We start from the raw sequence: 21,721 nt of genomic DNA on the forward strand, positions 1-21,721 counted from the left end.
TGACCCCGTAGCGTGCCGGACTGGCAAAGCGTGAGCCTTCTCCGGCATGGTGTCCGTCGATTGTGACCCTGTGTGAACCACCGTGTTGCAGTCACGTGCGCACGTCGCCGTGCCTAGTCCTGCCAGTCCTTCGCGAGGCCGGTTGGGCGATGAGGAGCAGGTCGGCCTGCGGATCGCCTTCAAACGCCGGACGCCCACCCTACTGACGTCGCATGCTGCCCATGCCCCGGCTGAACAAGGCATTGGGTGCTGGGACACGTGTGCTGTCCGGCTGAGCGAGCGCGCCAGGCTTGGCTTGCCGGAGGTGGTGATGATCTGGGCGGCGTGCTTGTCTCGCGAGTGTCCTTACTCCCGAGGGGGGATGGGGCGGTTGTTGAGGTCGATGGACAGGAAGATCTCGTTGGCGACTGGTGTGTGGAGTTCTTCCGCGAGTTGGCCGATGAGTCCGGCGGTTCTGGCCAGCAGTGCGAATCCGCGCAGTAGCTCTAGCGGGAGGTTCAGGTCGGCTAGGGCGGCGCCGCAGACACCGGCGCCGTTCAGGGGCAGGGTTTTGCCGAGGACCTGTGGGTGTGTGCGGCCGATGGCCTCGAACAGCTCCAGGTGGGGGCCGAACTGGTTCTCCTCGCGGGCGATTTCGAACAGGCGAGGGGTGCGGGGGTCGCCGTTCTTGTGGACGTGGTGGCCCAGTCCGGGAATTATGCGGTTGGCTGCGCGTTCGGCTCGCACGGTCCGCAGGGCGAGCTCGTCCCAACCGGCTTCGTTGTTCGGTTGTTGGTCCGCTGCGGCGAGTACGTCGTGGAGGAACCGGCCGGTGTCCTCGGTGACGCCGAGGAAGCGTGAGCCGCCGCCGAGCAGTCCGGCGGCGAGTGCGCCCTGAATCGAGTCGGGGGCTGACAGGTGGGTCAGGCGGGTCACGATCGCGGTGGGTGTGAAGCCGTGATCGGCCAGGGCGGCGAGTACCGCTTCGAACACGCGAACTTCGCTGGGTTGGGGTTTGCGCTGGGTCGCCAGCCAGAATGCCAGCTCACCAAAGGAGGTGTTGCCCATGATGTCCTGGGCCAGGTCCTGGCCCAGCAAGGTGATCTTTTCCAGCGACGATGCGCCTAGTGCGGTCGGGTACTCAGGCATCGGTCTCCTCCAGCCACGTGCGGATCTCTGCGCCGTGTTCGTCCAGTTCCGGCGGTGGCAAGCGGTAGGACGCCGGTGTTTCGGAAAACCGGATCGGGTGCCGCGTGGTCGGCACGGCGCGCTCCCCGTCGCCGACCTCGACAATGGGGTCGAGCTCGAACCGCTCGGCCATCGCGAAGCCACCATCGATGGTGTTGATCGGCCCGCTGGGGACGCCGGCCTCGGTGAGCAGCCCGAACCACTCCAGTGCGCCGCGTTCGCTGAGTTTCGCGGTGAGGATCGGGCGCAGTTCTTCACGGTTGGCGGTGCGGTCGGCGTTGCGGGCGAACCGGGGGTCGTCGGCGACGTCGGGAATCCGGAGCACATCGCACAGCTTGCGGAACTGAGCGTCGTTGCCGGCGGCGACGACGAGATCGTTGTCCGCGGTGGGCAGCGGCTCGTACGGAAAGACGCTCGGATGTGCGTTTCCCATCCGGTAGGGCACCGTGTTGCCTGCCACGTAGGCGGAGCTGTGGTTGACCAAGCCTGTCAGCGCCGAAGACAGCAAGTTGACTTCGACGTGCTGGCCAACACTGGTCGCATCGCGGTGGCGCAATGCTGCCAGGATGCCGATGGCCGCGTGGTTGCCGGCCATCACATCGAACACCGAGATCCCGGCCCGATATGGTAAGCCGTCGGGCTCACCGGTCAAGCTCATCAGACCGGACATCGCTTGGACCATCAGGTCATAACCAGGCACGTGCTTGCCCGCACCCGAGCCGAAACCGGTGATCGACGTGTAGATAATGCCCGGATTGGACTCGCGCACGGTGTCGAAGTCCAGGCCATACTTACCGAGGCCACCCGGCTTGAAATTCTCGATGAGCACATCCGCGCGCTCGGCCAAACTTCGCGCGACCTGCGCGTCGGCCTCGTCACCCAGGTCCAGTGCGATCGACCGCTTACCTCGGTTGATGCCGAGATAGTAGGTGGACACCCCGTCGCGAACCGGAGGCATCCAGCTGCGCGTGTCGTCACCGCGTGGCCCTTCGACCTTCACCACGTCGGCACCCATGTCGGCGAGCAACATCGTCGCGTACGGGCCTGCCAAGATCCGCGAGAAATCCGCGACCAGCAGGCCCTCGAGCGGACCAGTCATCATTTCATCCTTCTTGCGTCGTTGTCTGAGGTGTGGTCAGCGCGTCGCCGTGTCCCCGGTGGGCTCGAGGACGAAGTCGTAGGTGGCGTGCAGGTAGGGTGTGTCGACCTGGCTGCCGTCCGGTGCCGTACCGGGCTGCTTGGTTTCGAACCGGACGATCAGCGCGTCCTTCACGCCGAACACCACGTCGGACTCGAGATAGTCGGTTCCTTCCTGGAACAGGTGGGTGATGAGCTTGCGGTAGCCGGGTTGGTCGATGAGGAAATGGATGTGGGCGGGCCTGAACGGGCTGATCTCGGTTTTGCCGATCAGGTCGCCTACGGGGCCGTCGAGGGGGATGGAGTAGCCCAGCGGGGCGATGGTGCGGACGCAGTAGGTGCCGTCTTCTCGTGTGCGGTACTTCGAACGAAGCCGTGCCTCGTCGATTTCGGACAGCTGGGCCTCGTAGTATCCGTCGGAGTCGGCCTGCCAGATGTCCAGCAGTGCATTCGGCACGGGCTTGCCGTCGAGGTCGGTGACGCGGCCGGTGATGAACAGGGGAGTCCCCGGAAGCCCGTCGGACATGTCCTCGCCGTAGGACAGTGCGGGCGATCCGTCGATGTGGAACGGGCCGAGCACGGTGGCGGGCGTCGCCGAGGCTGAGAACTGGTTGTTCATTTGCACGACCAGCGTGCTGAGACCGACGACGTCCGAGGCGAGGATGAACTCGTGTCGTTTCTCGTCGCTGATCCGGCCAGTCGCGGCCAGCCAGTCCATCGCCGCCTGCCATTCCTCCTCGGAGAGGTTCACCTCGCGGGCGAATGCGTGGACATGGCGGACCAACGCCGTCATCACCTGGGCGAGGCGGGGTGATTGGGCTGTGGCCCAACGCGCCGTGGCCAGTTCGGTGAGGTTGTCTTCGTTGACGAAGGCCATGGTTGGTGCTCCTCGGTTTGTGGGGTTGTGCTGAGCAGCGCGAAATACTGCTCAGGTGTGGGTGAGAAGCTCGAGGGAGTCAGCGACCTGCAACCCGTACGTATGTCCAAATTGGAGGGCATTGTCGTAGTCGAGCAACTCCGCGGAATCGGGATGCACGAGGTGGGTCAGCGCGGCGGCCGGACGCAGTCCGCTCGTGCGCACTAGTTCGAGGGCGACCGTCGCGCTCGATGGTGCCGATGGTTGGCCGCAGGAACAGCAGGAAGGCGGAACTGCGGTCGTCATGACGTGGCCGGGGCGGTGGAGGTCGTCAGGTTTGGTCTCAGGACGGCCGAGAAGTCGAACGGTGCGCGCTCGGTCAGTGGCCGAGATGCCAGTGCTGATGCCCTCTGCCGCGTCGACGGTGACCCGGCCATCGCGCAACGAGGAGTGACAGCCGGCCCCGATCATGCGCGTCAGTCCGAGACGGTCGCAGTCCTGCTCTGGAAGTGCCACGGTGAGTAGGCCTGATCCGTGCCGCACCGCGAAGGCGATCACATCCGCTGAGGCTGTGGCTGCGGCGATGACGAGAGTGGCCGCGCACTGCTCGCGGTCGTACAGCACGACGGGCTTGCCCGCGGCGAGGTCGGCGACCACCTGCAGGTCCTTGATCATCAAGGCCTCCGCGGAAGCCACGGCGGTCATCGTGACCTCCCCGCCTGGATCGTGCCTCCGGAATGGGAGACCTGCTCGGGATCCAGCCTCGTCATCCTGCCCTGGAAGTACACGAGCGGATGCCGCGAACGATCGCCCTCGCGAAGGGACATCACCTTGGCGGTCACGAGGTCGTGATCGCCGATGCGGACGACCGAGTCGTTGATCGCCTCGATGGTGATCATCGCGCCCCTGATCAACGGCGTGCCGAAATCGGAGACATCCCAGGTGAGTGCGGAGAACCTGCTTTCCGGCGGCCCACGGAAAGCCTCGGCTGCCAAGGCGTCGTCCTGATGCAGGACGCTGAAGCTCCAGCGATCGGCGGCTGTGATCTCTGTGAGCGTCTTGGAGCGGTGATCACCGAAGAAGCCCACGAGCAGCGGGTCCATGGAGATCGCTGTGAACGTGCCGACGACCATGCCGATCGGCTGGTCGCCGTTCATGGTGGCCACGACGGTTACCGTGGTGGGGACGTTGCGCATCGCACGTCGGAATTCGCTGGGGTGCACTGTATCCGGAGCGGTGTGTGAAGGGGTGTTCATGAGTCCTCCTGAGCTTGCCGCCTTTGAGCGAGTGTCGTTTCAGCGGGGCGGAGCGCTCCACAAGGGCTCGACTTGGAAGCGTTGGAACGACCACTGTCCCTCCGCTTCGATGAAGCGCGCGGAGTAGTCGCCCATGCTGAGCAGTTCGGGTTGCGGTTCGTAGCTCCACCGGGTGTATCGGCACGTCGCCGAGCAACTGATCGCGCCGGCGGTGTCCACGGCCTCCCATACCCTGACGTTGCTCACCAGGTGGCGTACGCGCGGAGCGTTCGCGAACAGGTCACCGAACAGGCTCGCCACGAACTCCGCACCTGTGCCGGCGCGGCCTGCGAAATTGACCTGAGCCTCGGACAGCAGCTCGGTCAGGGTCTCGATGTCCAGTTCGTCGGCGGCAGCGGCGTAGGTGTAGAGGAGCTGCTCCGCCACCGCCCGGACCTCCGCACGGGCCGTTGTTTCGCGGATCCGATTCATGTCGGCCGATGCCTCCCGCGTGAGTCTGAGTGCGTTTGACCAGCAGCAGATCGTTCTTCTCCTCAGATCAGAGGTGTGATCTGGTCCTGCTGGCCGAGCAGCTCGCGTCCGTAGATCTCGGCGGCGATCGAGGGGTTGACGACGGCGTGGCGGCTGCCGGTTTCCTGGTCTCGCCAAATGCGCTGCAGCGGGTTCTTCTCGCCGAACGAGCTCGCCCCTGCGATGCTCACCAGCAGGTCGATCGCCTCGCGGCAGCGCCGGGCGATGTATCCGGTGTCCATCCGAACCCTGGTGCGCGTGAGCCGGTCCATGTATTTCAGAGACGAGGCCCACTCGTCGACGTCGGATGCCGCGCGCATCGCGTGAAGGTGTGCGGTGTCGATCAGCTGCGTGGCCTCGGCGAGGTTCAGCTGCGTCGTGGGCGCCGCGGCCGAGTCCTCGTAGAAGGTGTAGGAGATCGGTTTGTGCTTGGCGAGGCTCTCGGAGACGACATCGAGCGCTGCGCGTGCCATCCCGATCTGCGGCCCGACGAGGATGAGCGCCAGGACAGGGACAAAAGCGGAGTGGTAGAGCGCCTCTTCCTTGTGCTCGGTGCCGTACTCACCGCCAAGGGCCTTACCGACCGACAGGATGCGGTGGTCGGGCACGAACAGCTCCTCGGCGACCAGGGTGTTGCTCGCGGTTCCCCGGAGGCCGGCGACGAACCAGGTGTCCTTGACCGTCAGGTCGCTCATCGAGATCAGGGCCAGACCTTGATCGACCTGCTGTCCTGAAGCATCGACGACGGGAATCCCGAGTAGCGCCCACGCCGAATGCGCGGATCCCGAGGCGAACCCCCACGATCCCGAGACGATCTGGCCGCCGTCGACGGCGCGGGTCTCCGCTGTGGGGGCGACTACGCCGCACGCACGGGCCTCGGGGTCCACGCCCCACACCTCGCGCTGAGCCTGCTCGGGGTACAGCCCGATCAACCAGCTGCACACGTTCATCAGTGCACTGACCCAAGCGGTCGAGCCGTCACCCCGGCCGATCTCTTCGCTGATCTTCATGAAGGTGGTGAAGTCGGTCTCGAGCCCGCCCCAGCGGCGCGGTTGCATGATCCGGAAGACCCCCGCCTCACGCAGGACCTCGATGTTCTCGTCCGGCACCCGTCGGTCGGCCTCCGCCTGAGCGGCGTTGGCACGTAGCAGCGGCTGTAGCTCGGCGACTCGACGCACCAATTCCTGGGTGTTCGGTTCGTCGACGCTCACCACGGGCGCGGATTCGGCAGAGGTCGTCATCAGGCTCTCCTCTTCGAGTAGCTGTGACCGGTCGTGAGGGCCGCGGTGCAGTGACCGGTGAGCTGCACAACGGGTTGCGACGTAGTACAGGGCTCCGACCCGTCCGCGGGCTTGTCCCGGGGGATCAGATTCCGGCGCGGGCGTTGTACTGCTGTTCCTGTTCGCCAGTTGACTTGAACGCGGATACAAGCGGTCGCGTGAGCTTTGAATCGGCAGACCAAGCGTGCTCGCCGGATCGCGCCCTTTACTGGGCGCCCAGCGCATCCAGGTCCAACGAGGGAGCAGGAGCCACCATGAACGCCGAGCCGTCGCTGTACGTCTTCACTCGCGGTATTCCTCCAGAGGAGGCCGGCTGGCCGGGAGCTGAGCCGAGCAGCTCGATGGAGAACGGGATGCGCATCGAGCGCAACGTCTCCGTTCCCATGCGCGATGGCCTGCGGCTACTGGTCGACCGGTACGCCCCCGCCGACTCCGACGAACCCACACCGGTGCTGATCGCCTGGTCGCCGTACGGCAAGCACGGTGCGCTTGAGTGGCGCAACTGGCCCGGTCACGACATCGACCTCGAGCGGCTCTCTCCCTACACCGCGTTCGAAACGCCCGATCCGGCGTACTGGACCGCGCACGGCTACACGGTCATCATCGCGGACGCGCGCGGCGCCTGGGGATCGGAGGGCGACGTCGAGATGTTCGGCCCCGGCGAAGCCGCTGCCTGCTACGACCTCATCGAATGGGCCGGCGTCCAGCCGTGGAGCACTGGCAAGGTGGGCATGTCGGGGGTGTCCTGGTATTCGGTCATCCAGTGGAACGTCGCCGCACTGCGCCCGCCGCACCTCGCCGCGATCAACCCGTTCGAGGGGTTCCACGACCCCTACTACGAAGTGGCTACCCACGGCGGGATCCCGGAGACCCAATTCTTGCCACTGCTCGGCCCGCTCATCGCCAAGACCCACGGCCAGGTCGAGGACGTTGCCACCAACGCCATGAATCACCCGTTCTACGACGACTACTGGAAGTCCAAGGTCGCCGATCTCGAGAAGATCGACGTGCCCGCCTACGTCGTGGCCAGCTGGTCCGATCACGGGCTGCACACCCGAGGCACCCTCGAAGGTTTCCGCCGCATCTCTTCGCCGAACAAGTGGCTTGAGGTCCACGGTCGCAAGAAATGGGCCTACTACTACTCCGAGGACAGCCTGCCTCGTCAGCTCGCTTTCTTCGACCACGTGCTGAAGGGCAATGCCACCGAGGTCGCGCAGTGGCCCACGGTCCGTCTCGAGGTCCGGGACCGGGCCTACACCGGAGAGGTCCGAGCTGAGAGCGAGTGGCCACTCAAACGCGTCGAGTACACCCCGCTGTACCTGGACGCGGACAGCGGAGGCCTGCTCTCTCACGCCCCAGCTTCGAGGGGCCGCCTCGAATACGATGCCCTCGAAGGCCGAGCCGTGTTCGACCACCGGTTCGACCAGGACACGGAACTGGTCGGCGGAATGGCACTCCGGCTCTGGGTGGAGGCCGACGGCGCCACCGATATGGACCTCTTCGTCGGCGTGGAAAAACTGGACACCGACGGCAACGAGGTCAACTTCCCCTTCTTCTCCACCTTCGACGACGGCCACGTCGCCTTGGGCTGGCTACGGGTGTCGCGGCGCGAGCTCGACGAAGCCGTCTCCACCCCCGAGCGCCCCGTGCTGCGCCACCAGCGCGACCTACCGCTGAGTCCCGGGGAGGTCGTGCCCGTCGACATCGAGATCTGGCCTTCCGGCACGCTCTTCCATGCAGGCGAGACCCTGCGCTTGGTCGTCCAGGGGCACGACCTCAACGCCTACGACGACGGCCTGTTCGCGCAGAGGCACGCTGCCCTGGTCAACACCGGCCGCCACGTTCTCCACACCGGAGGCGACCGGGCCTCACGTCTGTTGATCCCCCGCGTCCCGCCGACTGCCTGACCAGGACGCGTCCCTCCGGGCCTCGCACGAAACGATTCGACCGTTCATCGTGCGAGGTCCGGCTGTTGTCAGTCCCTGCTCCCACCGCGATTCACACGGGCGTGTAAATCGCAGCCGCCCGGTACCGTGCACCCTGTTGTAGAGAACTGACCAGCGACTCTGTCCCAGGGAAGAAACGCGCGGATGCCCGGGGAACGTGGCGCGCCTATGCTACAGCTGGTCAGGCTACGTGTTCGTGGGCGCCTGGATGAGCGGAACCGCAAGTTGGAGGCCGACATGGTCGAAACGCCCTCGGTCCAGAGAGTCTCGAAGCCATGACAACACAACGTCCTGCGGCTGGTCGGGAATGGCTGCTCGATCTGAAACCCCGCGGTCCTGACATGACCAGCGCCGCAGCGAGCTCACCCGCGACAATCGCCGAAACGATCTCGCACGTCGGCGAGTCCCCGGTCTGCTGGGCCATCGAGGTGGGCCGGGAGATGGCCACGACGATCACCCGGGAGATCCCTGCCTTCGGAGGTGGCGAAGGGCCCTTTCAAATCCTGCGCAAAGGTACCGAGTCCTCCACCCTGCGCGCAATGGTGCTACTCGCGTTCCCTGACGTACAGCTGAGCCCGATCACCGAGGAAGCCCTCGAGGGCGACCGGGAGTTCGTGCGCCGCGGCATCGCATTGGACAAGGTCCTTCGCGGGATCCGACTCGGCCACGCGGGCATGGCCCAGGCATTCCTCACCGCCTGTGAAGCACTCGTCGACCCGGACCGTGTCGCCGATGAGATGAAAGCCGTATCGGAGGACCTCTTCGGATACATCGACGCCTTCTCCGGCTCCATGGTCACCGAGTTCCTCGCCGAGCGCGACCGCTGGATTACCAGTGCCGCGGCGGCCCGCGCGGAAACCGTCAACCAGATCCTCGCCGGTGACGAGCTCGAGGTGCGCGCAGCCTCCTCGGTACTGGGCTACGACCTCGACCGCTGCCACCTCGCGCTCGTCGCCTGGGCCAACTCGCCCGGCGAGGTGTCCGCCCTGGAACGCATCGCCGAAGCCCAGCTTCGCGCTCGGGGAGCTACGGCCACGCTCGCCGTGCCGATCGGGAGCTCCGCGCTCTGGGCCTGGGGCACCATCGCCAACGACGCGGACCCGGCCACCCTGCCCGCGCCACCGATCCACGCCGACATCCGAATCGCACTGGGCCTGCCCGGGCGTGGGGTAGACGGCTTCCGCCGCAGCCACGAGCAGGCTACCCGCGCAGAGCGGCTGGCCCGGCTCGCCGGCGACCGAGCCGCCCCCGTGACCAGCTACGCGGAGATCTCTGCCATTGCCTTGCTGGCCGAGGACATCGACAGTGCCCGAAACTTCGTAGAACGCGAATTGGGTCCGCTGGCCGACTCGACGAGCCAGGTCACCGCCGCCCTACGCGAAACCCTCCTCCAGTACCTGGAGCAGGAGCGCAGCATCAGCACCGTCGCCACGCACCTACATCTAGCACGGGGAACGGTCGCCTATCGCGTCAAGAAGGCCGAGGCCATGCTCGGCCACGAAGTAGGGCAGCGGCGCTTCGAGCTACACGCCGCCCTGCTACTCGCCCAGGCACTGGGCGATGCCGTCCTGCCGGGACCGCGATGACAAGCTCGAGAACGAGCATCCAGGATGTGTTGCTATGGGGAAGGTCGCGGACGAGGATTGGCCACTGGTCTGCGCTGGCCGGCCGGTCTCCACTGTGGACATCTCGCTCGATGTCGTGCGGGAGCGAATGGCGCACCACGGAGCCGAGCCCGCGGCGGTCGAGACGGCCGTCACCGGCATGTCCTGGGCTCGCGCGGGAGGCAATGCCGTACTCACCGACGACGTGACCACGATCCTCGGCCGGCCCGCCACCACGTTCGCCGCGTGGGTGGAGGACCACCGGGACGCCTTCACTCCGGACTGATGTCCGGACGTCATCCGGCCAGGACTTCGCGGACCGCCTCGACGATCGTCTCCGGCTGTTCGTAGGGCACTTGATGGCTCGCGTGCTCGGCCACCAGAACACGTCCTTGCGGGGACCGTCCGGCCAGGGCCTCGTGATCGGCGGTCAGGTGGTCGAGCTGCGCGCGGGGCATCCGAGGCCGCTTGCCCGCGGCGATCACGCGGATCGGCACGGGCGGCAGTCCGTACTCCTCGCGTGTGCTCTTGGCCTCGGCCATCGCGTCCTGCATCCCGCCCAGTGTCACGGCCAGTTCGCGCAGCGCACGTGATTTCCGGCCCCCGAGTGCCGCCCGCGCACGCAGCAACCATGCCGCGACATCGAACGAGAGACTCCGCACCAGTGCGGAGCCCGGAGGTGTTCCGGCGGCTGTCGGGTCGACGAAGACCAGCCCCGCCACGTCGTCGGGATGCCGGGCCGCGTACACCTGGGTGACGAGCCCGCCGTACGACCAGCCCACGAACACCGCGGGCAGGCGGAGTTCCAGACCGCGAAGCATCCGGCGTAGGGCGTCGGCTTGCTCCGCGAGAGACCGCGCCTGCGTGCCGCCAGACCGGCCTACCCCGGCCCTGTCGTAGGTCACCACCGTGGCGAAATCGGCGAGCCGCTCCGGTACCGGCCCCCAAGTGCCAAGCCCCTGACCCGCTCCGCCACCGTCCAGCACCACCGTCGGCCCGGAGCCCAGGATTTGCGCACAGATCTCATGCCCACCAACGTCGACCATCTTCTCGATCACCATGATGTCAACATACGTTGACGTCGGTACGCTCGTCAACGTATGTTGACATCGGCGCGGCGCAGGGCGAGCCCGGTCGGTACCGAGGTCCTCGCCGAGCCATGTCTGCCAGCTCTGGATGTTGGCCTCACGGCTCCACATGCAATGCCACCGCGGCGCCCAGGCAGCCACCCGCGCTGGGGCCGACAACGTCTGTTCAGGACTGCGTCGACGTCGTCGACGCAGTCCTAAACTCCATTCATGCGTGCAACCGAACGGGCTACCGAGTCACCACCTGATTGCGGTGCTGCTCAACCTCCGCTACCGACAGGGTCGGAGTCGTTTCGCGACTGGCCAGGTGCTGTGCTGTCGGCGGCTCGATCAGGCGAGGTGATCTCCGAGGTTGCGTCCGGTGCCGGCCTCGGGGCGCACAGCAGGGCGAGGACCGTCAGCGCCTGGCAGGCAATGACGAAGATGATGACAAGGGTCGCCTGGCCGTCGGCTGCACTGACTAACGCCGCCGCGATGAAGGGCGTTGTGCCACCGAGAAGCATCGCCGTCGTTTCTCGGGCGGCTGCCACGCCGGTGAAGCGATAGCGCGTTGGGAACAGCTCGGTGAGGAAGGCTGATTGAGCTCCGGCCATCGCCCCGTAGCCGACCGAGTAGGCGACGGTCATGCTGACGATCACGAAGGCTGGGGTTCGGGTTCCGAGGAGCATGAAGAAGGGTGCCGCGAAGGCGGCCGCGAAGACCGCGCCACCGATGTAGACCGGACGTCGGCCGATGCGGTCCGCCAGGGCTCCGAACAAGGGAATCGTGATGAGACTGAGTCCGGCGGCGACCAGCAGGCTCACCGTTGCTGTCAGGGCCGGAAGCTCCAGCGTATCGGTGATGTAGCTCAGCGCGAACGTGTTGACCAGATAGCCCGCGTTGACCAGACCGAATCCGGAGACGATTCCGACCAGTAGTGCTCGGGGCCGCTCCCTGAGTACTTGTGTGATGGGCAACTTCTCTGAGGCGCCGTGTCGTTCGGCGGCCCTCTTGGCTGCTTTGAAGGCCGGGGTTTCTTGCACACGCCGACGGATGTACAGCGCGACCAGGAAGATCACTGCGCTGGCCAGGAAGGGCACCCGCCATGCCCAGGCGTGCAGGGTTTCGACTGGGATCAGCGAGAGGACTACGAAGGTGCCGGTGCTGAGGATGAACGACAGCGCCACCGCGGCCTGACTGATGGAGGTGAAGAAGGCTCGCCGCCCAGGAGGGGTGAACTCTGACACGGCTGTGACCGCGCCGGCGAACTCGGCTCCCGCGCCCAGACCCTGGAGCAGGCGGGTCACCGTCAGCAAGATGGGTGCCCAGATGCCGGCAGTGTCGTAGGTCGGGAGTAGACCGATCACCATTGTCGCGCCGCCCATCAGGCAGATCGTCGCGATCAGGATGGGTTTGCGCCCGTACCGGTCCCCGAAGTGAGCGGCGAGTAGCCCGCCGAGTGGCCGGGCCGCGAAGCCGACGGCGAACACCGCGAACGAGGCAAGCACTCCGGCCACCGGGTTACCTGATGGGAAGAACAGTGGTGCGAAGATCAGTGCCGACGCCGCGCCGTAAAGTGCGAAGTCGTACCACTCGACCACCGTGCCGATCGAGCTCGCTGCCGTGATGCGGATGATGGCGCGTCGGTTCTGCGGAAGTGCCGGGTCAAGATCGGTCATTTCGCGACTCCCCTGTGGAATGGGCTTCGATCCCGGCGTCGGTTGGATAGCGCGCGTCAGCCGATGTCACCGCGTCACCGCCACGCCGGCCTTCTCGCGATCCCACGTGTCGCCAGTGACTGCCATGTCGCGCAGCACGTTCTTCTGGATCTTCGAGGTCGGGGTCTTGGGAAGCTCGTCCATGATCCGGATGTAGCGGGGGACCATGTAGTAGGCCATGCGCGGTTCGAGGAAGCGGATCAGCTCGGCGAGATCGATCGTCTCTCCCGGGACGGGAGCGATCACCGCCATGACTTCGTCTTCGGAGATCTCGCTGGGGACCGCGATGACGGCTGCCTCTCTGACCTGAGGGTGCGCCATGATCTCAGCCTCCACCTCCATGGAGGAGATGTTCTCGCCACGGCGCCGGATGGCGTCCTTGAGCCGGTCGGCGAAGTAGTAGTTGCCGTCCGCGTCCTTGCGCGCGGTGTCGCCGGTGTGAAACCAGCCGTTGCGCCACGCTTTGGCTGTCGCCTCGGGCATCCGGAAGTATCCATGGGAGAGCGCCCATGGAGCGTCCGTGCGGATAATGATCTCGCCGACGTCACCGACCGGCACCTCGCGATCGGCCTCGTCGACCAGTCTGATCTCCACACCCGGACGGGCCTTGCCGCAGGTTGCCTTCTGTGTGGGATTCGGACCGGAGATGATCGGAGCGGACAGCTCGGTCATGTTGTAGATGGTGTAGACGTCCACTCCGAAGCGTCGTGAGAATGCGGCGATGTCGTCGAGGAGGGGAACGATGAAGACCTTCTTGAGCGTGTTGTTCGCGTCGTCCGCGGTCGGCGGGCGGCGCTCGACAAAGCTGGCCATCACGCCGAGGAGAAACACCATGGTGCTGTCGGTCTCGCGGATCTGCCGCCAGAACTGCTCTCCGCTGAAACGTTCGACGACGGCCACCGAGCCACCGTTGAGCAGCATCGCGTAGAGCAGGGTCGAGCCGCCGGCGTGGAATGCCGGCATGTTGATGAGGAAGCGATCGTCGGCCGTCATGATCGGCATCGTCTCCGGGCCGAACGCCGACCACGCCTGCATGTAGGAAGTCAGGACTCCTTTGGATGGGCCTGTCGTGCCCGAGGTGTAGAGGATCGCCTGGGTGTGCCAGGGTTCCACCGGACTCGGTGGTCCTGACGGCTCGCCTCGGCCGATGGTGAGTTCCTCGGCGCGCACGACCGTGATGCCGTCGACATCGAGCCGGTCATCACCGCCGACCTGCACGGCGCGATGGATTTTGCCGCGTCGCTCGATGTCCGCGAGTCGCGGCAGCAGGTTCGTGTCCGCGATGATGAGTTCGGCGTCGGAGTTGTCGAGCACGTGCGCAAGCAGGCTGCCGCGATATGCCGTGTTGATCGGCACGAACACCGCGCCGAGATAGTTGATGGCGAACCAGAACCGCAGAACGTCCGGCCCGTTGGGCAGCCAGCAGACCACATTGTCGAACTGCCGCACGCCCAGTTCCTCCAGGGCCGCTGCCGTCTGCCGCACCTGACGCAACAGTTCTTCCCGGGTCCAGGTCGGTCCGCCGTCGAAGATCGCGAAGATCTTGTTCGGGTCCTCGGCGGCTCGGCGCTCGAGCAGATATCTCAGGACAAGCTCCTCGCGGGGAGGGACTCTCGGATCCACAGACACGGTGTGCTCCTTTCCGCCCGCACTCCCACGGCATATTTGCCGAATGACCGGTACAGTTACATGTGCGATACACGCTCGTCAAGCCCGTGCTACCGCTCCGGGTGTGCTGGACTCTGTACCGGATGACCGGTACAGTTTTCCGCGGCGTCTGATCAGGCTGCCCACAATGACGTGCGAACCTGGAGGTTGAGCCATGCCTGAGATCGTGAAGTTCGAGATGCCGCGGGTCGAGACTGTCGTGCAAGGTGCCGGGGCCGTGCGCGAGATCAGCGCCGAGCTCGAGCGGCGGGACCTGAGGCGTGTGTTTCTCGTGACCGGCACGTCCGTCGGGTCGGGCAGTGCGTTCGCGAGGCTGGCCTCTGACCTGGGTGATCGGGTTGTCGGAACGTTCGACCGCGTCAAGGCGCACAATCCGGTCGCGTTGATCGTGGAGTTGATCAAAGAAGCCCGGACCGCGAACGCGGACGCCTTCGTCGCGGTGGGGGGCGGTTCACCGTGCGATGCCGCGAAGCTGGCCGCGATCGGCATCTGTGAGGGTTCGGACTCGGTTGAGGATGTCGCGCGCAACTATTTGGAGTTCGAGTACCCGAACACCATCAGGCAACGTCCGCTCACTGGCACCCCCATGCCGGTTTTCGCCGTCCCGACGACATTGTCGGCGGCCGAGTGGGACGGCTTCGCAGGATCTGTCGACGAGTCCGGCGATACCAAGGACCTGACCGTCTACCTCGAGGCCACGCCGCGAGCGGTCTTCCTCGATCCTGAGTTCTGTGCCCACACGCCGCGCGACCTGTGGGCCACCACCGGCGTTCGGGCCCTGGATCACGCTGTCGAGACCGCCTACGCCAAGAATGCCCACCCGTTCACCACCGCACTGGCCAACGGCGCACTGACGATCCTCGCCGAGTATCTTCCGCGCTCCGTCCGAGATCCTCAGGATCACGAGGCGGCGCTCAACTGCCTCCAGGCCGCTTGGATGTCGATCATCGGGGTCCACAACGTCTCGCTCGGCCTGTCCCACGCCATCGGTCATCAGCTCGGTGCGGTCGGGATCCCGCACGGGGTGACCTCCTGCATCATGCTGCCCCACGTGATGCGCTTCTTGGAACCGGTGACTTCCGAGGAGCAGGCTCGGATGGCACGGTCGCTGGCGCAGGTCCAGGGCGACGGCCTGGATCTCCCCGCGGCCGATCGCCTGGAGCGGATCCTCGACGAGCTCGGGGTGCCCCGGCGAGTCTCCGACTTCGGTGTCGGACGCGAGAAGATGAAAGGTGTCGCGCGGGCAGCGCTGGGGGACATCGTGGTCCGCGAGTCGCCCCGGACGGTCGACGAAGCGGTGATCTATGAACTTCTGGAGGCCGTCTGGTGAGGTCATGGGCATCGACGGCGTGAGCAGCCGATGAGACAACAGCGGGGCCGGCAATCAGCCGGCCCCGCTCTTGTTCCTGTCCGCTACGCGCGATCCGATTCGTGGGTGGCCGAAGCCTTGCCGCCGGGATCGAGCACGCCCTTCAGCAGCGTGTCGGTGAACAGATCCGCGATCTCCTCGGGGGTACGCTCGCCGTCCGGCCGTATCCACGCATACGAGTAGTTGTAGTGGCCAAGAATGCCCTTGGTGACAAGGGGGTCCAACGGCCGGAACTCACCCGCCTTGGCTCCACCTTCAAGGATTTCGGCCACCATGTTCTCGTACCTGTCCCGCGCGTCTTGGATCACAGCGCGCCGCTGGCCGGTCAGCGCCTTGAACTCCTGGAACGAAACCGTCCATTCCAGCGCGTGCTCGGCGAGGTTGCGCATCGTCGACCTCATCAGTTCGCGGAACCGTTCCTCGTAGGTGGTGTCCATCGCCACGATCCGACCTGATTGCGTCAGCAGGTCGGACATCCGCGTGTGGCAGATCTCGAACAGTAGGGCCTCTTTGCTGCCGATATGGTGGTACATCGCCCCGCGGCCGATCTGGGTCTCGTTGGAGATCATCTCGATTCCGGTGGCGTGGTAGCCGTTCTCGGCGAACAGTCGCACGGCGGCTTCCATGATGCGCTGCCTCGCTTCTACGCCCGCGCGGTTCGAGCGCCGCGACGTCATGCCGGCTTTCACAGCCATGTAGCGCTTCCTTCGCTGATCGATCGAGGAGCCGACACGTCGCTCCGGACGTGGCTATTCAATGGTACCTACGTCGAGGACGACCTTTCCGGAAGTGGTGCGGTCCTCCATCGCGTGCAGCGCCTTCGCGGCATCGGCCAGCGGATACACACCGCCCACGACCGGGCGGACGAACCCGTCGCGGGCGAGCCGGGTGAGCTCCGCGGCGGAGGTGGCCGCGATGGTGTCGTCCTGCTCGATGAAGCCGCCCCAGTACACACCGACGACCTCGATGTTCTTGAGGAGCAGCCGGTTCACGGCGATCTCCGGGATCCCGCCGGCGGCGAAGCCGATCACCAGGTGACGTCCTTCGGGACGCAGCAGCCGGATCGAATCCGCGAAGTATTCGCCTCCGACCGGATCCACCGTCACATCGACGCCACCGGCGGCATTCGCTCGCACTGCGTCGGCCCAGCGATCTCCAGCCACCACGACGTGGTCGGCGCCGGCGGACTCGGCGACCGGCACGGTGGCCGTCGAATCGACGACAGCGGTGACCGTCGCGCCAAGGCCCTTCGCGACCTGTATCGCCGCCGTGCCGATGCCTCCGGCGGCGCCGTGTACCAGCACGTGCTCACCAGGCTTGAGCCGACCACGGCGGACGAGAGAGAAGTGCACGGTCTGGAAGTTCATCGCGAATGCCGCACCCTGCTGGAACGACAGCTCGTCGGGCAGCGCAAACGTCACCGCCGGCCTGGCCACGACGACCTCTGCATACCCGCCGCGCGGCACGTAGGCGGCACACCGATCACCCGGCTTGACCGATGCGCCGCGGGGAGCCGAGCGGACGACACCGGCCACCTCGACCCCGGGGATGAACGGCAGCTCTGGCCGTATCTGGTACTGGCCACGTGTCATGAGCGCATCGACGAAGCTGACGCCCACGGCTTTCACGTCGATGGTGATCTCGTCCTCGGCGGCTTCCGGCTCGGGGACCTCGACCAACTCCACCGCAGCGGGGCCGTCGAGTGAGGAAATCTGGATCGCGCGCACTGTGCTCCCTAGCGTTTGAAAGTGTACCGTCCGTACGGTTTTTTTGGCGGTCGCTGAAAGTTGTGGACCCAACCTCCGCGAGACTCTGTTACTGTACCGACTGTTCAGTTCTCGAACAAGCTCGTCGACCGCACGTTGCCGCTGCGGCCGCCGGAGGAGGAAGCCCACAGACATGAGCGGAGACAACGTCGAGGTTGTCGGACTACCTCGCGGCCGGCTGGACCGATGGCTGGCATCGACCCTTGGAGACCGTTTCGAGTTCGGCCACTGGCGCGCCGAGGTGATCTCGGGAGGACTTTCCAACTTGACCTATCGGCTGACGTTCGGAGACCAGTCCGTGATCCTGCGCCGGCCCCCACTCGGCGGCGTCTTGCCCAGCGCGCACGACATGCGCCGCGAATGGCGGCTCCTCACCGCACTCCACCCCACGAGCGTGCCCGTGCCGGAACCACTGGCGCTGTGCACCGACGATTCCGTCATCGGCGTCACCTTCTACGTGATGTCCGACGTTCATGGAGTTGTGCTCCGCTCCGCCGAGGACACTCGTGGGCTCGAGGTCCATCAGCGGACGAAACTGTCAGAGACGTTCGTCAGCACGCTCACGCGGTTGCACGCCATCACGCCGGACGAGGTCGGGCTCGGGGATTTCGGCCGAGGTAAGCAGTTCAACGAACGCCAGGTGCGCCGGTGGGGCCGTCAATGGGACCGCGTGCGGCAGCGGCAGGTGGACGATATGCACCGGCTCATGGACGAGCTCACGGAACGAATCCCGCCGGTCAACGACATCTCCATCGTGCACGGCGACTACCGGCTCGACAACATGATCGTCGGTCTCCAGGGCGGCGACCCACGCGTTGAGGCCGTCATCGACTGGGAGATGTCGACTCTCGGCGATCCCCTCGGCGACCTCGGTCTCGCGCTGACCTACTGGCACGACCTGGATGACCAGGAGCGGGCACTCATCCCTGCCGCGGCAGGGGTGACGGCTCGTCCGGGCTTTCTGACAGCGGCCGAAGTCGCTGACCGATACGCCGCGCTCAGCGGCAGAGATCTCCACCACCTGAACTTCTACCTGGGCATGGGCGCGATGAAGCTGGCCGTAATCCTCGAGGGAGTCGGTGCTCGCTTCCGGGCCGGACACATGGCGAAGCGGGACGAGCTGGGGCTCGACGACGCCGTTCGAGCTCTGGTCGGGCGCGGGTTACGTCAGCTCAAGAGCAAGTAGGGACGGACGCTGTGACGTTGACAGATCACGTAATCCGGGTGCTGAGCCCGGACAGCCCTGGGCTGCTTCGGACAGCCGAGCACCGCATCGACGAACGCTGGCTAAGAGCCTTCACGGTCGCGGTCGGCGACACCCGCGCAGAGTTCTTCGACCTCGACCACGACGGCGGCATCGTCGGCCACCCCGTGTTCCCCGTCTGCGTCGAATGGCCGCTGATCGAGTACGGGGCCCCGGGAATCGACCTGTCGGCGGCAACCCTTCGACTGGGCTTGCACGTGTCACACCGGATGCGGATGTACGCACCATTGCGGCCCGGCCAGGTAGTACGCACGGAAGCCCGGTTGTACCGGGCGGAGGCCGGTAGCACTTCTGTGCGTATCACCACCGAGTTCCGCACCGTAACTCTCGATGGGAAACCGATCGTCACCACCCAGCTGGGCACACTCTATCGCGGGGCCCGGCTCGAGGGCGTGAAAGAACCCAGCCCGGAACGAGAACCCGGGTTGGACGTCACGGCCGGACTTACCCGCGTCGCGACCTTCGTGGTCGACGCGACCAACGCCGTCGTGTACAGCGAATGCACCAGAATCTGGAACCCCATCCACACCGACGTCCGAATCGCCCGCGCCGCGGGACTACCCAACACGGTGCTCCACGGCACGGAAACCCTCGCCCGAGCGGTTTCGGCTGTCACACGCGCCGCCGTCTTTCCGAGGACCGGTGACATCACCGGCATCGACTGCCGCTTCACCAGCCCGGTCTTTCCCGGCATGACGCTGGCGGTGAACGCCGCCCGGGTAACCGACAACTCCATCGCCTTCGACGTCCGCGCAGCGGACGGGACGCCGTCGATCTCGGACGGCCTCATCACGTTCGACAACCCATGAACAACAGCGAAGGTCGAGGAGAGCGGCATGCACTACGGCAGGACAGCCCTCGACGGGCTACTCCGCCTGCTGACGCCCCTCACCGCAGCGCACCAACACGACGTCCCATTCAGGAGGCTGACATGAACGACCTCTTCTCCCTTTCCGGCCGGACCGCCGTCGTCACCGGGGGCACGCGCGGCATCGGCCTGATGATCGCCCGCGGACTGCTGTCGGCAGGCGCCAGAGTGATCCTGAGCTCACGCAAGGCAGAGGCGTGCGAGGAGGCGGTCCGCACGCTGTCCCCACTGGGCCCGGTGTCGGCGGTGCCTGCGGACCTGTCCCGCGAAGACGAGTGCCTGCGGCTGGCCGAGGTGGTCAGCCGGCGCGCCGATGATCTGCACATCCTGGTCAACAACGCCGGGGCGGTCTGGAATGCGCCGTTGGACGAGTTCCCGTCCTCGGGTTGGGACAAGGTCCTGGACCTCAACCTCAAGGGTCCCTTCTATCTCACCCGAGCAATGCTGCCCTGCTTGACGAGGACCGCGAGCCTCGACGACCCCGCACGCGTGGTGAACATCGGATCCATCGACGGCCTGCGGCCCCCCGGCATGCCCACCTACTCGTACTCGTCGAGTAAGGCCGGACTGCACCAGCTGACCAGAGTCCTCGCCGCCGAACTCGGGCCACGTCGCATCACCGTCAACGCGATCGCGCCCGGTCCGTTCGAGTCCAAGATGATGGCCAGGACACTCGAGGAGCGGACCGACGAGTTCGTCGCCAGCTCAGCACTAGGCCGCATCGGCAGGCCGGACGACATGGCCGGTGCGGCCGTCTTTCTGACCTCCCGCGCCGGCTCCTACGTGACCGGAGCCGTGCTGCCCGTCGACGGCGGCATCTCCACCACCCGCTGACCAGACAATTCGTGAACCTTTCCCGCGGAGGTATGAGTGTCCTTCTTCGAGATGACGGAGCGCACCAAGTGGTACCACACCGAGCTGCTCGACTTCATGAGTACGCACGTCTATCCGGCCGAGGCCAGCTACGAGGAGGAGATGCGCCAGGCCGGGAACCCCCACCACTATCCACAGATCATGGAGAAGCTCAAGGCCGAAGCTCGTCGACGTGGACTATGGAACTTGTTTCATCCACACAAGAGCGAGGAATGGGGGTCGCCGGGGCTCACGAACGTGGAGTACGCGCCCCTTTGTGAGATCCTGGGCCGCAGCCACCTGGCGCCCGAAGCCTGTAACTGCTCCGCGCCGGACACCGGGAACATCGAGATCCTCGATCTCTTCGGAACCGACGAGCACCGCGAGAAGTGGCTCAAGCCGCTCCTGCAGGGGACCATCCGCTCGGCGTTCGCCATGACCGAACCTGCCGTCGCCAGTTCGGACGCAACGAACATCGAACTACGCATGGTCCGAGACGGCGACCACTACGTCCTTAATGGACACAAATGGTTCGCGACCAACGCCATGCACCCCAACTGCAGGCTTCTCATCGTCATGGGCAAGACCGATCCACATGCGGCCCCGCATCGTCAGCAGTCCATGATGGTCGTTCCGATCGACACGCCGGGCGTCGCAGTGGTCCGTAGTCTTCCCGTCTTCGGCTACACCGACCGTGAGGGCCACGCCGAGATCCTGTTCGACGACGTCCGCGTTCCGGCGACCGATCTGCTGAAGGGCGAGGGCGAGGGATTCGCCATCAGCCAAGCGAGGTTGGGGCCTGGACGTATCCACCACTGCATGCGCACGATCGGCATGGCCGAACGCGCGCTGGAGGCAATGTGCCGCCGAGCGGACTCCCGCACTACCTTCGGGCTGCCGATCAGCGAACGCGCCAATGTCCAAGACTGGATCGCCGAAGCACGCATCGATCTTGAACAGGTGCGGCTACTCGCCCTCAAAGCGGCGTGGATGATGGACACCGCCGGGAACAAGGGCGCCCGCACGGAGATCGCCGCGATCAAGGTAGCGGCCCCCCAGGTCGCCCTCAAGGTCATCGACCGGGCGATCCAGGTACACGGTGGCGCGGGCGTCACCGCCGACTTCCCACTCGCGCAAGCCTATGCGCACGTGCGCACCCTCCGCCTCGCCGACGGCCCAGACGAGGTCCACAAGCGAACGATCGCCCGCCAGGAACTCCGCAGACATCGATCGTGAACATCCACAGTGCCGCGCCGGACGCATCGACACACCAATGCGCCCCAGACCCCTCGAGATCGGGAAGATCGTCGCCCTGCGGGCAGGGGTGAGCCACGGCACGCTCTACAACCTGTTCGGCGCTCGCGGTGCCCTTGGAAAAGTTGCATCGCACCAC

General features: G+C 65.9%; 21 protein-coding genes. 8 read left to right on the plus strand and 13 right to left on the minus strand.

Going from position 1 to position 21,721, the window contains the following annotated elements; translation table 11 throughout:
• Window positions 1-345: 345 nt before the first annotated feature.
• From DI005_RS08360 to DI005_RS38915, 8 genes are all read right to left on the minus strand, one after another.
• Window positions 346-1,128: a citryl-CoA lyase gene (locus DI005_RS08360; protein ID WP_113641728.1), complete on the minus strand. Its 783-nt coding sequence runs from the start codon at window positions 1,126-1,128 to the stop codon at window positions 346-348.
• Window positions 1,121-2,266 carry a CaiB/BaiF CoA-transferase family protein gene (locus DI005_RS08365; RefSeq protein ID WP_199542647.1) on the minus strand — a complete coding sequence of 382 codons (1,146 nt, stop codon included), beginning with the start codon at window positions 2,264-2,266 and terminating at the stop codon, window positions 1,121-1,123. The genes DI005_RS08360 and DI005_RS08365 overlap by 8 nt, the downstream gene beginning before the upstream one ends.
• Window positions 2,267-2,302: 36 nt before the next feature.
• Complete coding sequence (locus tag DI005_RS08370) at window positions 2,303-3,181, minus strand: dioxygenase (RefSeq protein ID WP_113641730.1); 879 nt, start codon at window positions 3,179-3,181, stop codon at window positions 2,303-2,305.
• A 51-nt stretch (window positions 3,182-3,232) separates the two neighbouring features.
• Window positions 3,233-3,865: a 3,4-dihydroxy-2-butanone-4-phosphate synthase gene (locus tag DI005_RS08375; protein WP_113641731.1), complete on the minus strand. Its 633-nt coding sequence runs from the start codon at window positions 3,863-3,865 to the stop codon at window positions 3,233-3,235.
• Window positions 3,862-4,416: a flavin reductase family protein gene (locus tag DI005_RS08380; RefSeq protein ID WP_113641732.1), complete on the minus strand. Its 555-nt coding sequence runs from the start codon at window positions 4,414-4,416 to the stop codon at window positions 3,862-3,864. The genes DI005_RS08375 and DI005_RS08380 overlap by 4 nt, the downstream gene beginning before the upstream one ends.
• 39 nt (window positions 4,417-4,455) lie before the next feature.
• Window positions 4,456-4,887, minus strand: a complete 432-nt coding sequence (locus DI005_RS08385) for a nuclear transport factor 2 family protein (RefSeq protein ID WP_112267817.1) — start codon at window positions 4,885-4,887, stop codon at window positions 4,456-4,458.
• Window positions 4,888-4,949: 62 nt separating this feature from the next.
• On the minus strand, window positions 4,950-6,431 hold the full coding sequence (locus DI005_RS08390; protein ID WP_228713981.1) for an acyl-CoA dehydrogenase family protein: 1,482 nt from the start codon (window positions 6,429-6,431) through the stop codon (window positions 4,950-4,952).
• Window positions 6,412-6,591 (minus strand): hypothetical protein, encoded by a 180-nt coding sequence (locus tag DI005_RS38915; RefSeq protein ID WP_233520061.1) that lies wholly within the window; start codon window positions 6,589-6,591, stop codon window positions 6,412-6,414. Before DI005_RS38915 ends, DI005_RS08390 begins: the two co-directional genes overlap by 20 nt.
• Between DI005_RS38915 and DI005_RS08395 the strand changes: the two genes are divergently transcribed.
• The 3 genes from DI005_RS08395 to DI005_RS08405 all read left to right on the plus strand — a co-directional run bounded on the left by DI005_RS08395 (window position 6,590) and on the right by DI005_RS08405 (window position 10,042).
• Window positions 6,590-8,113 carry a CocE/NonD family hydrolase gene (locus DI005_RS08395; protein ID WP_233520060.1) on the plus strand — a complete coding sequence of 508 codons (1,524 nt, stop codon included), beginning with the start codon at window positions 6,590-6,592 and terminating at the stop codon, window positions 8,111-8,113. The two genes, DI005_RS38915 and DI005_RS08395, sit on opposite strands and share 2 nt — an antisense overlap.
• Window positions 8,114-8,493: 380 nt before the next feature.
• Window positions 8,494-9,738, plus strand: a complete 1,245-nt coding sequence (locus tag DI005_RS08400; protein WP_158559787.1) for a CdaR family transcriptional regulator — start codon at window positions 8,494-8,496, stop codon at window positions 9,736-9,738.
• Window positions 9,739-9,772: 34 nt separating this feature from the next.
• The gene (locus tag DI005_RS08405; protein WP_113641736.1) at window positions 9,773-10,042 is read left to right on the plus strand and encodes a hypothetical protein; all 270 of its coding nucleotides are present in this window, start codon (window positions 9,773-9,775) and stop codon (window positions 10,040-10,042) included.
• Window positions 10,043-10,052: 10 nt separating this feature from the next.
• On the opposite strand, the gene DI005_RS08410 is transcribed toward DI005_RS08405, so the two are convergent.
• From DI005_RS08410 to DI005_RS08420, 3 genes are all read right to left on the minus strand, one after another.
• The gene (locus tag DI005_RS08410; RefSeq protein ID WP_158559788.1) at window positions 10,053-10,817 is read right to left on the minus strand and encodes an alpha/beta fold hydrolase; all 765 of its coding nucleotides are present in this window, start codon (window positions 10,815-10,817) and stop codon (window positions 10,053-10,055) included.
• Between the two features lie 287 nt (window positions 10,818-11,104).
• Complete coding sequence (locus tag DI005_RS08415; RefSeq protein ID WP_113641738.1) at window positions 11,105-12,502, minus strand: MFS transporter; 1,398 nt, start codon at window positions 12,500-12,502, stop codon at window positions 11,105-11,107.
• A gap of 66 nt (window positions 12,503-12,568) precedes the next feature.
• On the minus strand, window positions 12,569-14,170 hold the full coding sequence (locus DI005_RS08420) for an AMP-binding protein (RefSeq protein WP_113641739.1): 1,602 nt from the start codon (window positions 14,168-14,170) through the stop codon (window positions 12,569-12,571).
• Window positions 14,171-14,363: 193 nt separating this feature from the next.
• On the opposite strand from DI005_RS08420, the gene DI005_RS08425 reads away from it, so the two are divergent.
• Window positions 14,364-15,539 (plus strand): iron-containing alcohol dehydrogenase, encoded by a 1,176-nt coding sequence (locus DI005_RS08425; protein WP_113641740.1) that lies wholly within the window; start codon window positions 14,364-14,366, stop codon window positions 15,537-15,539.
• 83 nt (window positions 15,540-15,622) lie between these two features.
• On the opposite strand, the gene DI005_RS08430 is transcribed toward DI005_RS08425, so the two are convergent.
• Together DI005_RS08430 and DI005_RS08435 are read right to left on the minus strand one after the other, a co-directional pair.
• Window positions 15,623-16,273: a TetR/AcrR family transcriptional regulator gene (locus tag DI005_RS08430; protein WP_199542649.1), complete on the minus strand. Its 651-nt coding sequence runs from the start codon at window positions 16,271-16,273 to the stop codon at window positions 15,623-15,625.
• A gap of 54 nt (window positions 16,274-16,327) precedes the next feature.
• Entirely contained in the window at window positions 16,328-17,479 is a 1,152-nt protein-coding gene (locus tag DI005_RS08435; RefSeq protein WP_369973565.1) for an NADPH:quinone oxidoreductase family protein, read from the minus strand.
• Between DI005_RS08435 and DI005_RS08440 the strand changes: the two genes are divergently transcribed.
• The 4 genes from DI005_RS08440 to DI005_RS08455 all read left to right on the plus strand — a co-directional run bounded on the left by DI005_RS08440 (window position 17,478) and on the right by DI005_RS08455 (window position 21,564).
• Window positions 17,478-18,530, plus strand: a complete 1,053-nt coding sequence (locus DI005_RS08440; protein WP_113641742.1) for a phosphotransferase family protein — start codon at window positions 17,478-17,480, stop codon at window positions 18,528-18,530. The genes DI005_RS08435 and DI005_RS08440 overlap by 2 nt on opposite strands.
• Window positions 18,531-18,547: 17 nt before the next feature.
• The gene (locus DI005_RS08445) at window positions 18,548-19,417 is read left to right on the plus strand and encodes a MaoC/PaaZ C-terminal domain-containing protein (RefSeq protein WP_199542653.1); all 870 of its coding nucleotides are present in this window, start codon (window positions 18,548-18,550) and stop codon (window positions 19,415-19,417) included.
• Between the two features lie 122 nt (window positions 19,418-19,539).
• Window positions 19,540-20,310, plus strand: coding sequence for an SDR family oxidoreductase (locus tag DI005_RS08450; protein ID WP_113641744.1), 771 nt, complete (start codon window positions 19,540-19,542; stop codon window positions 20,308-20,310).
• 51 nt (window positions 20,311-20,361) lie between these two features.
• A complete protein-coding gene (locus tag DI005_RS08455) occupies window positions 20,362-21,564 on the plus strand; it encodes an acyl-CoA dehydrogenase family protein (RefSeq protein ID WP_199542677.1) in 1,203 nt (400 codons plus the stop codon).
• Window positions 21,565-21,721 lie beyond the last annotated feature (157 nt).

This window comes from Prauserella sp. PE36 (assembly GCF_003311655.1).
GTDB lineage: Bacteria > Actinomycetota > Actinomycetes > Mycobacteriales > Pseudonocardiaceae > Prauserella_A > Prauserella_A endophytica.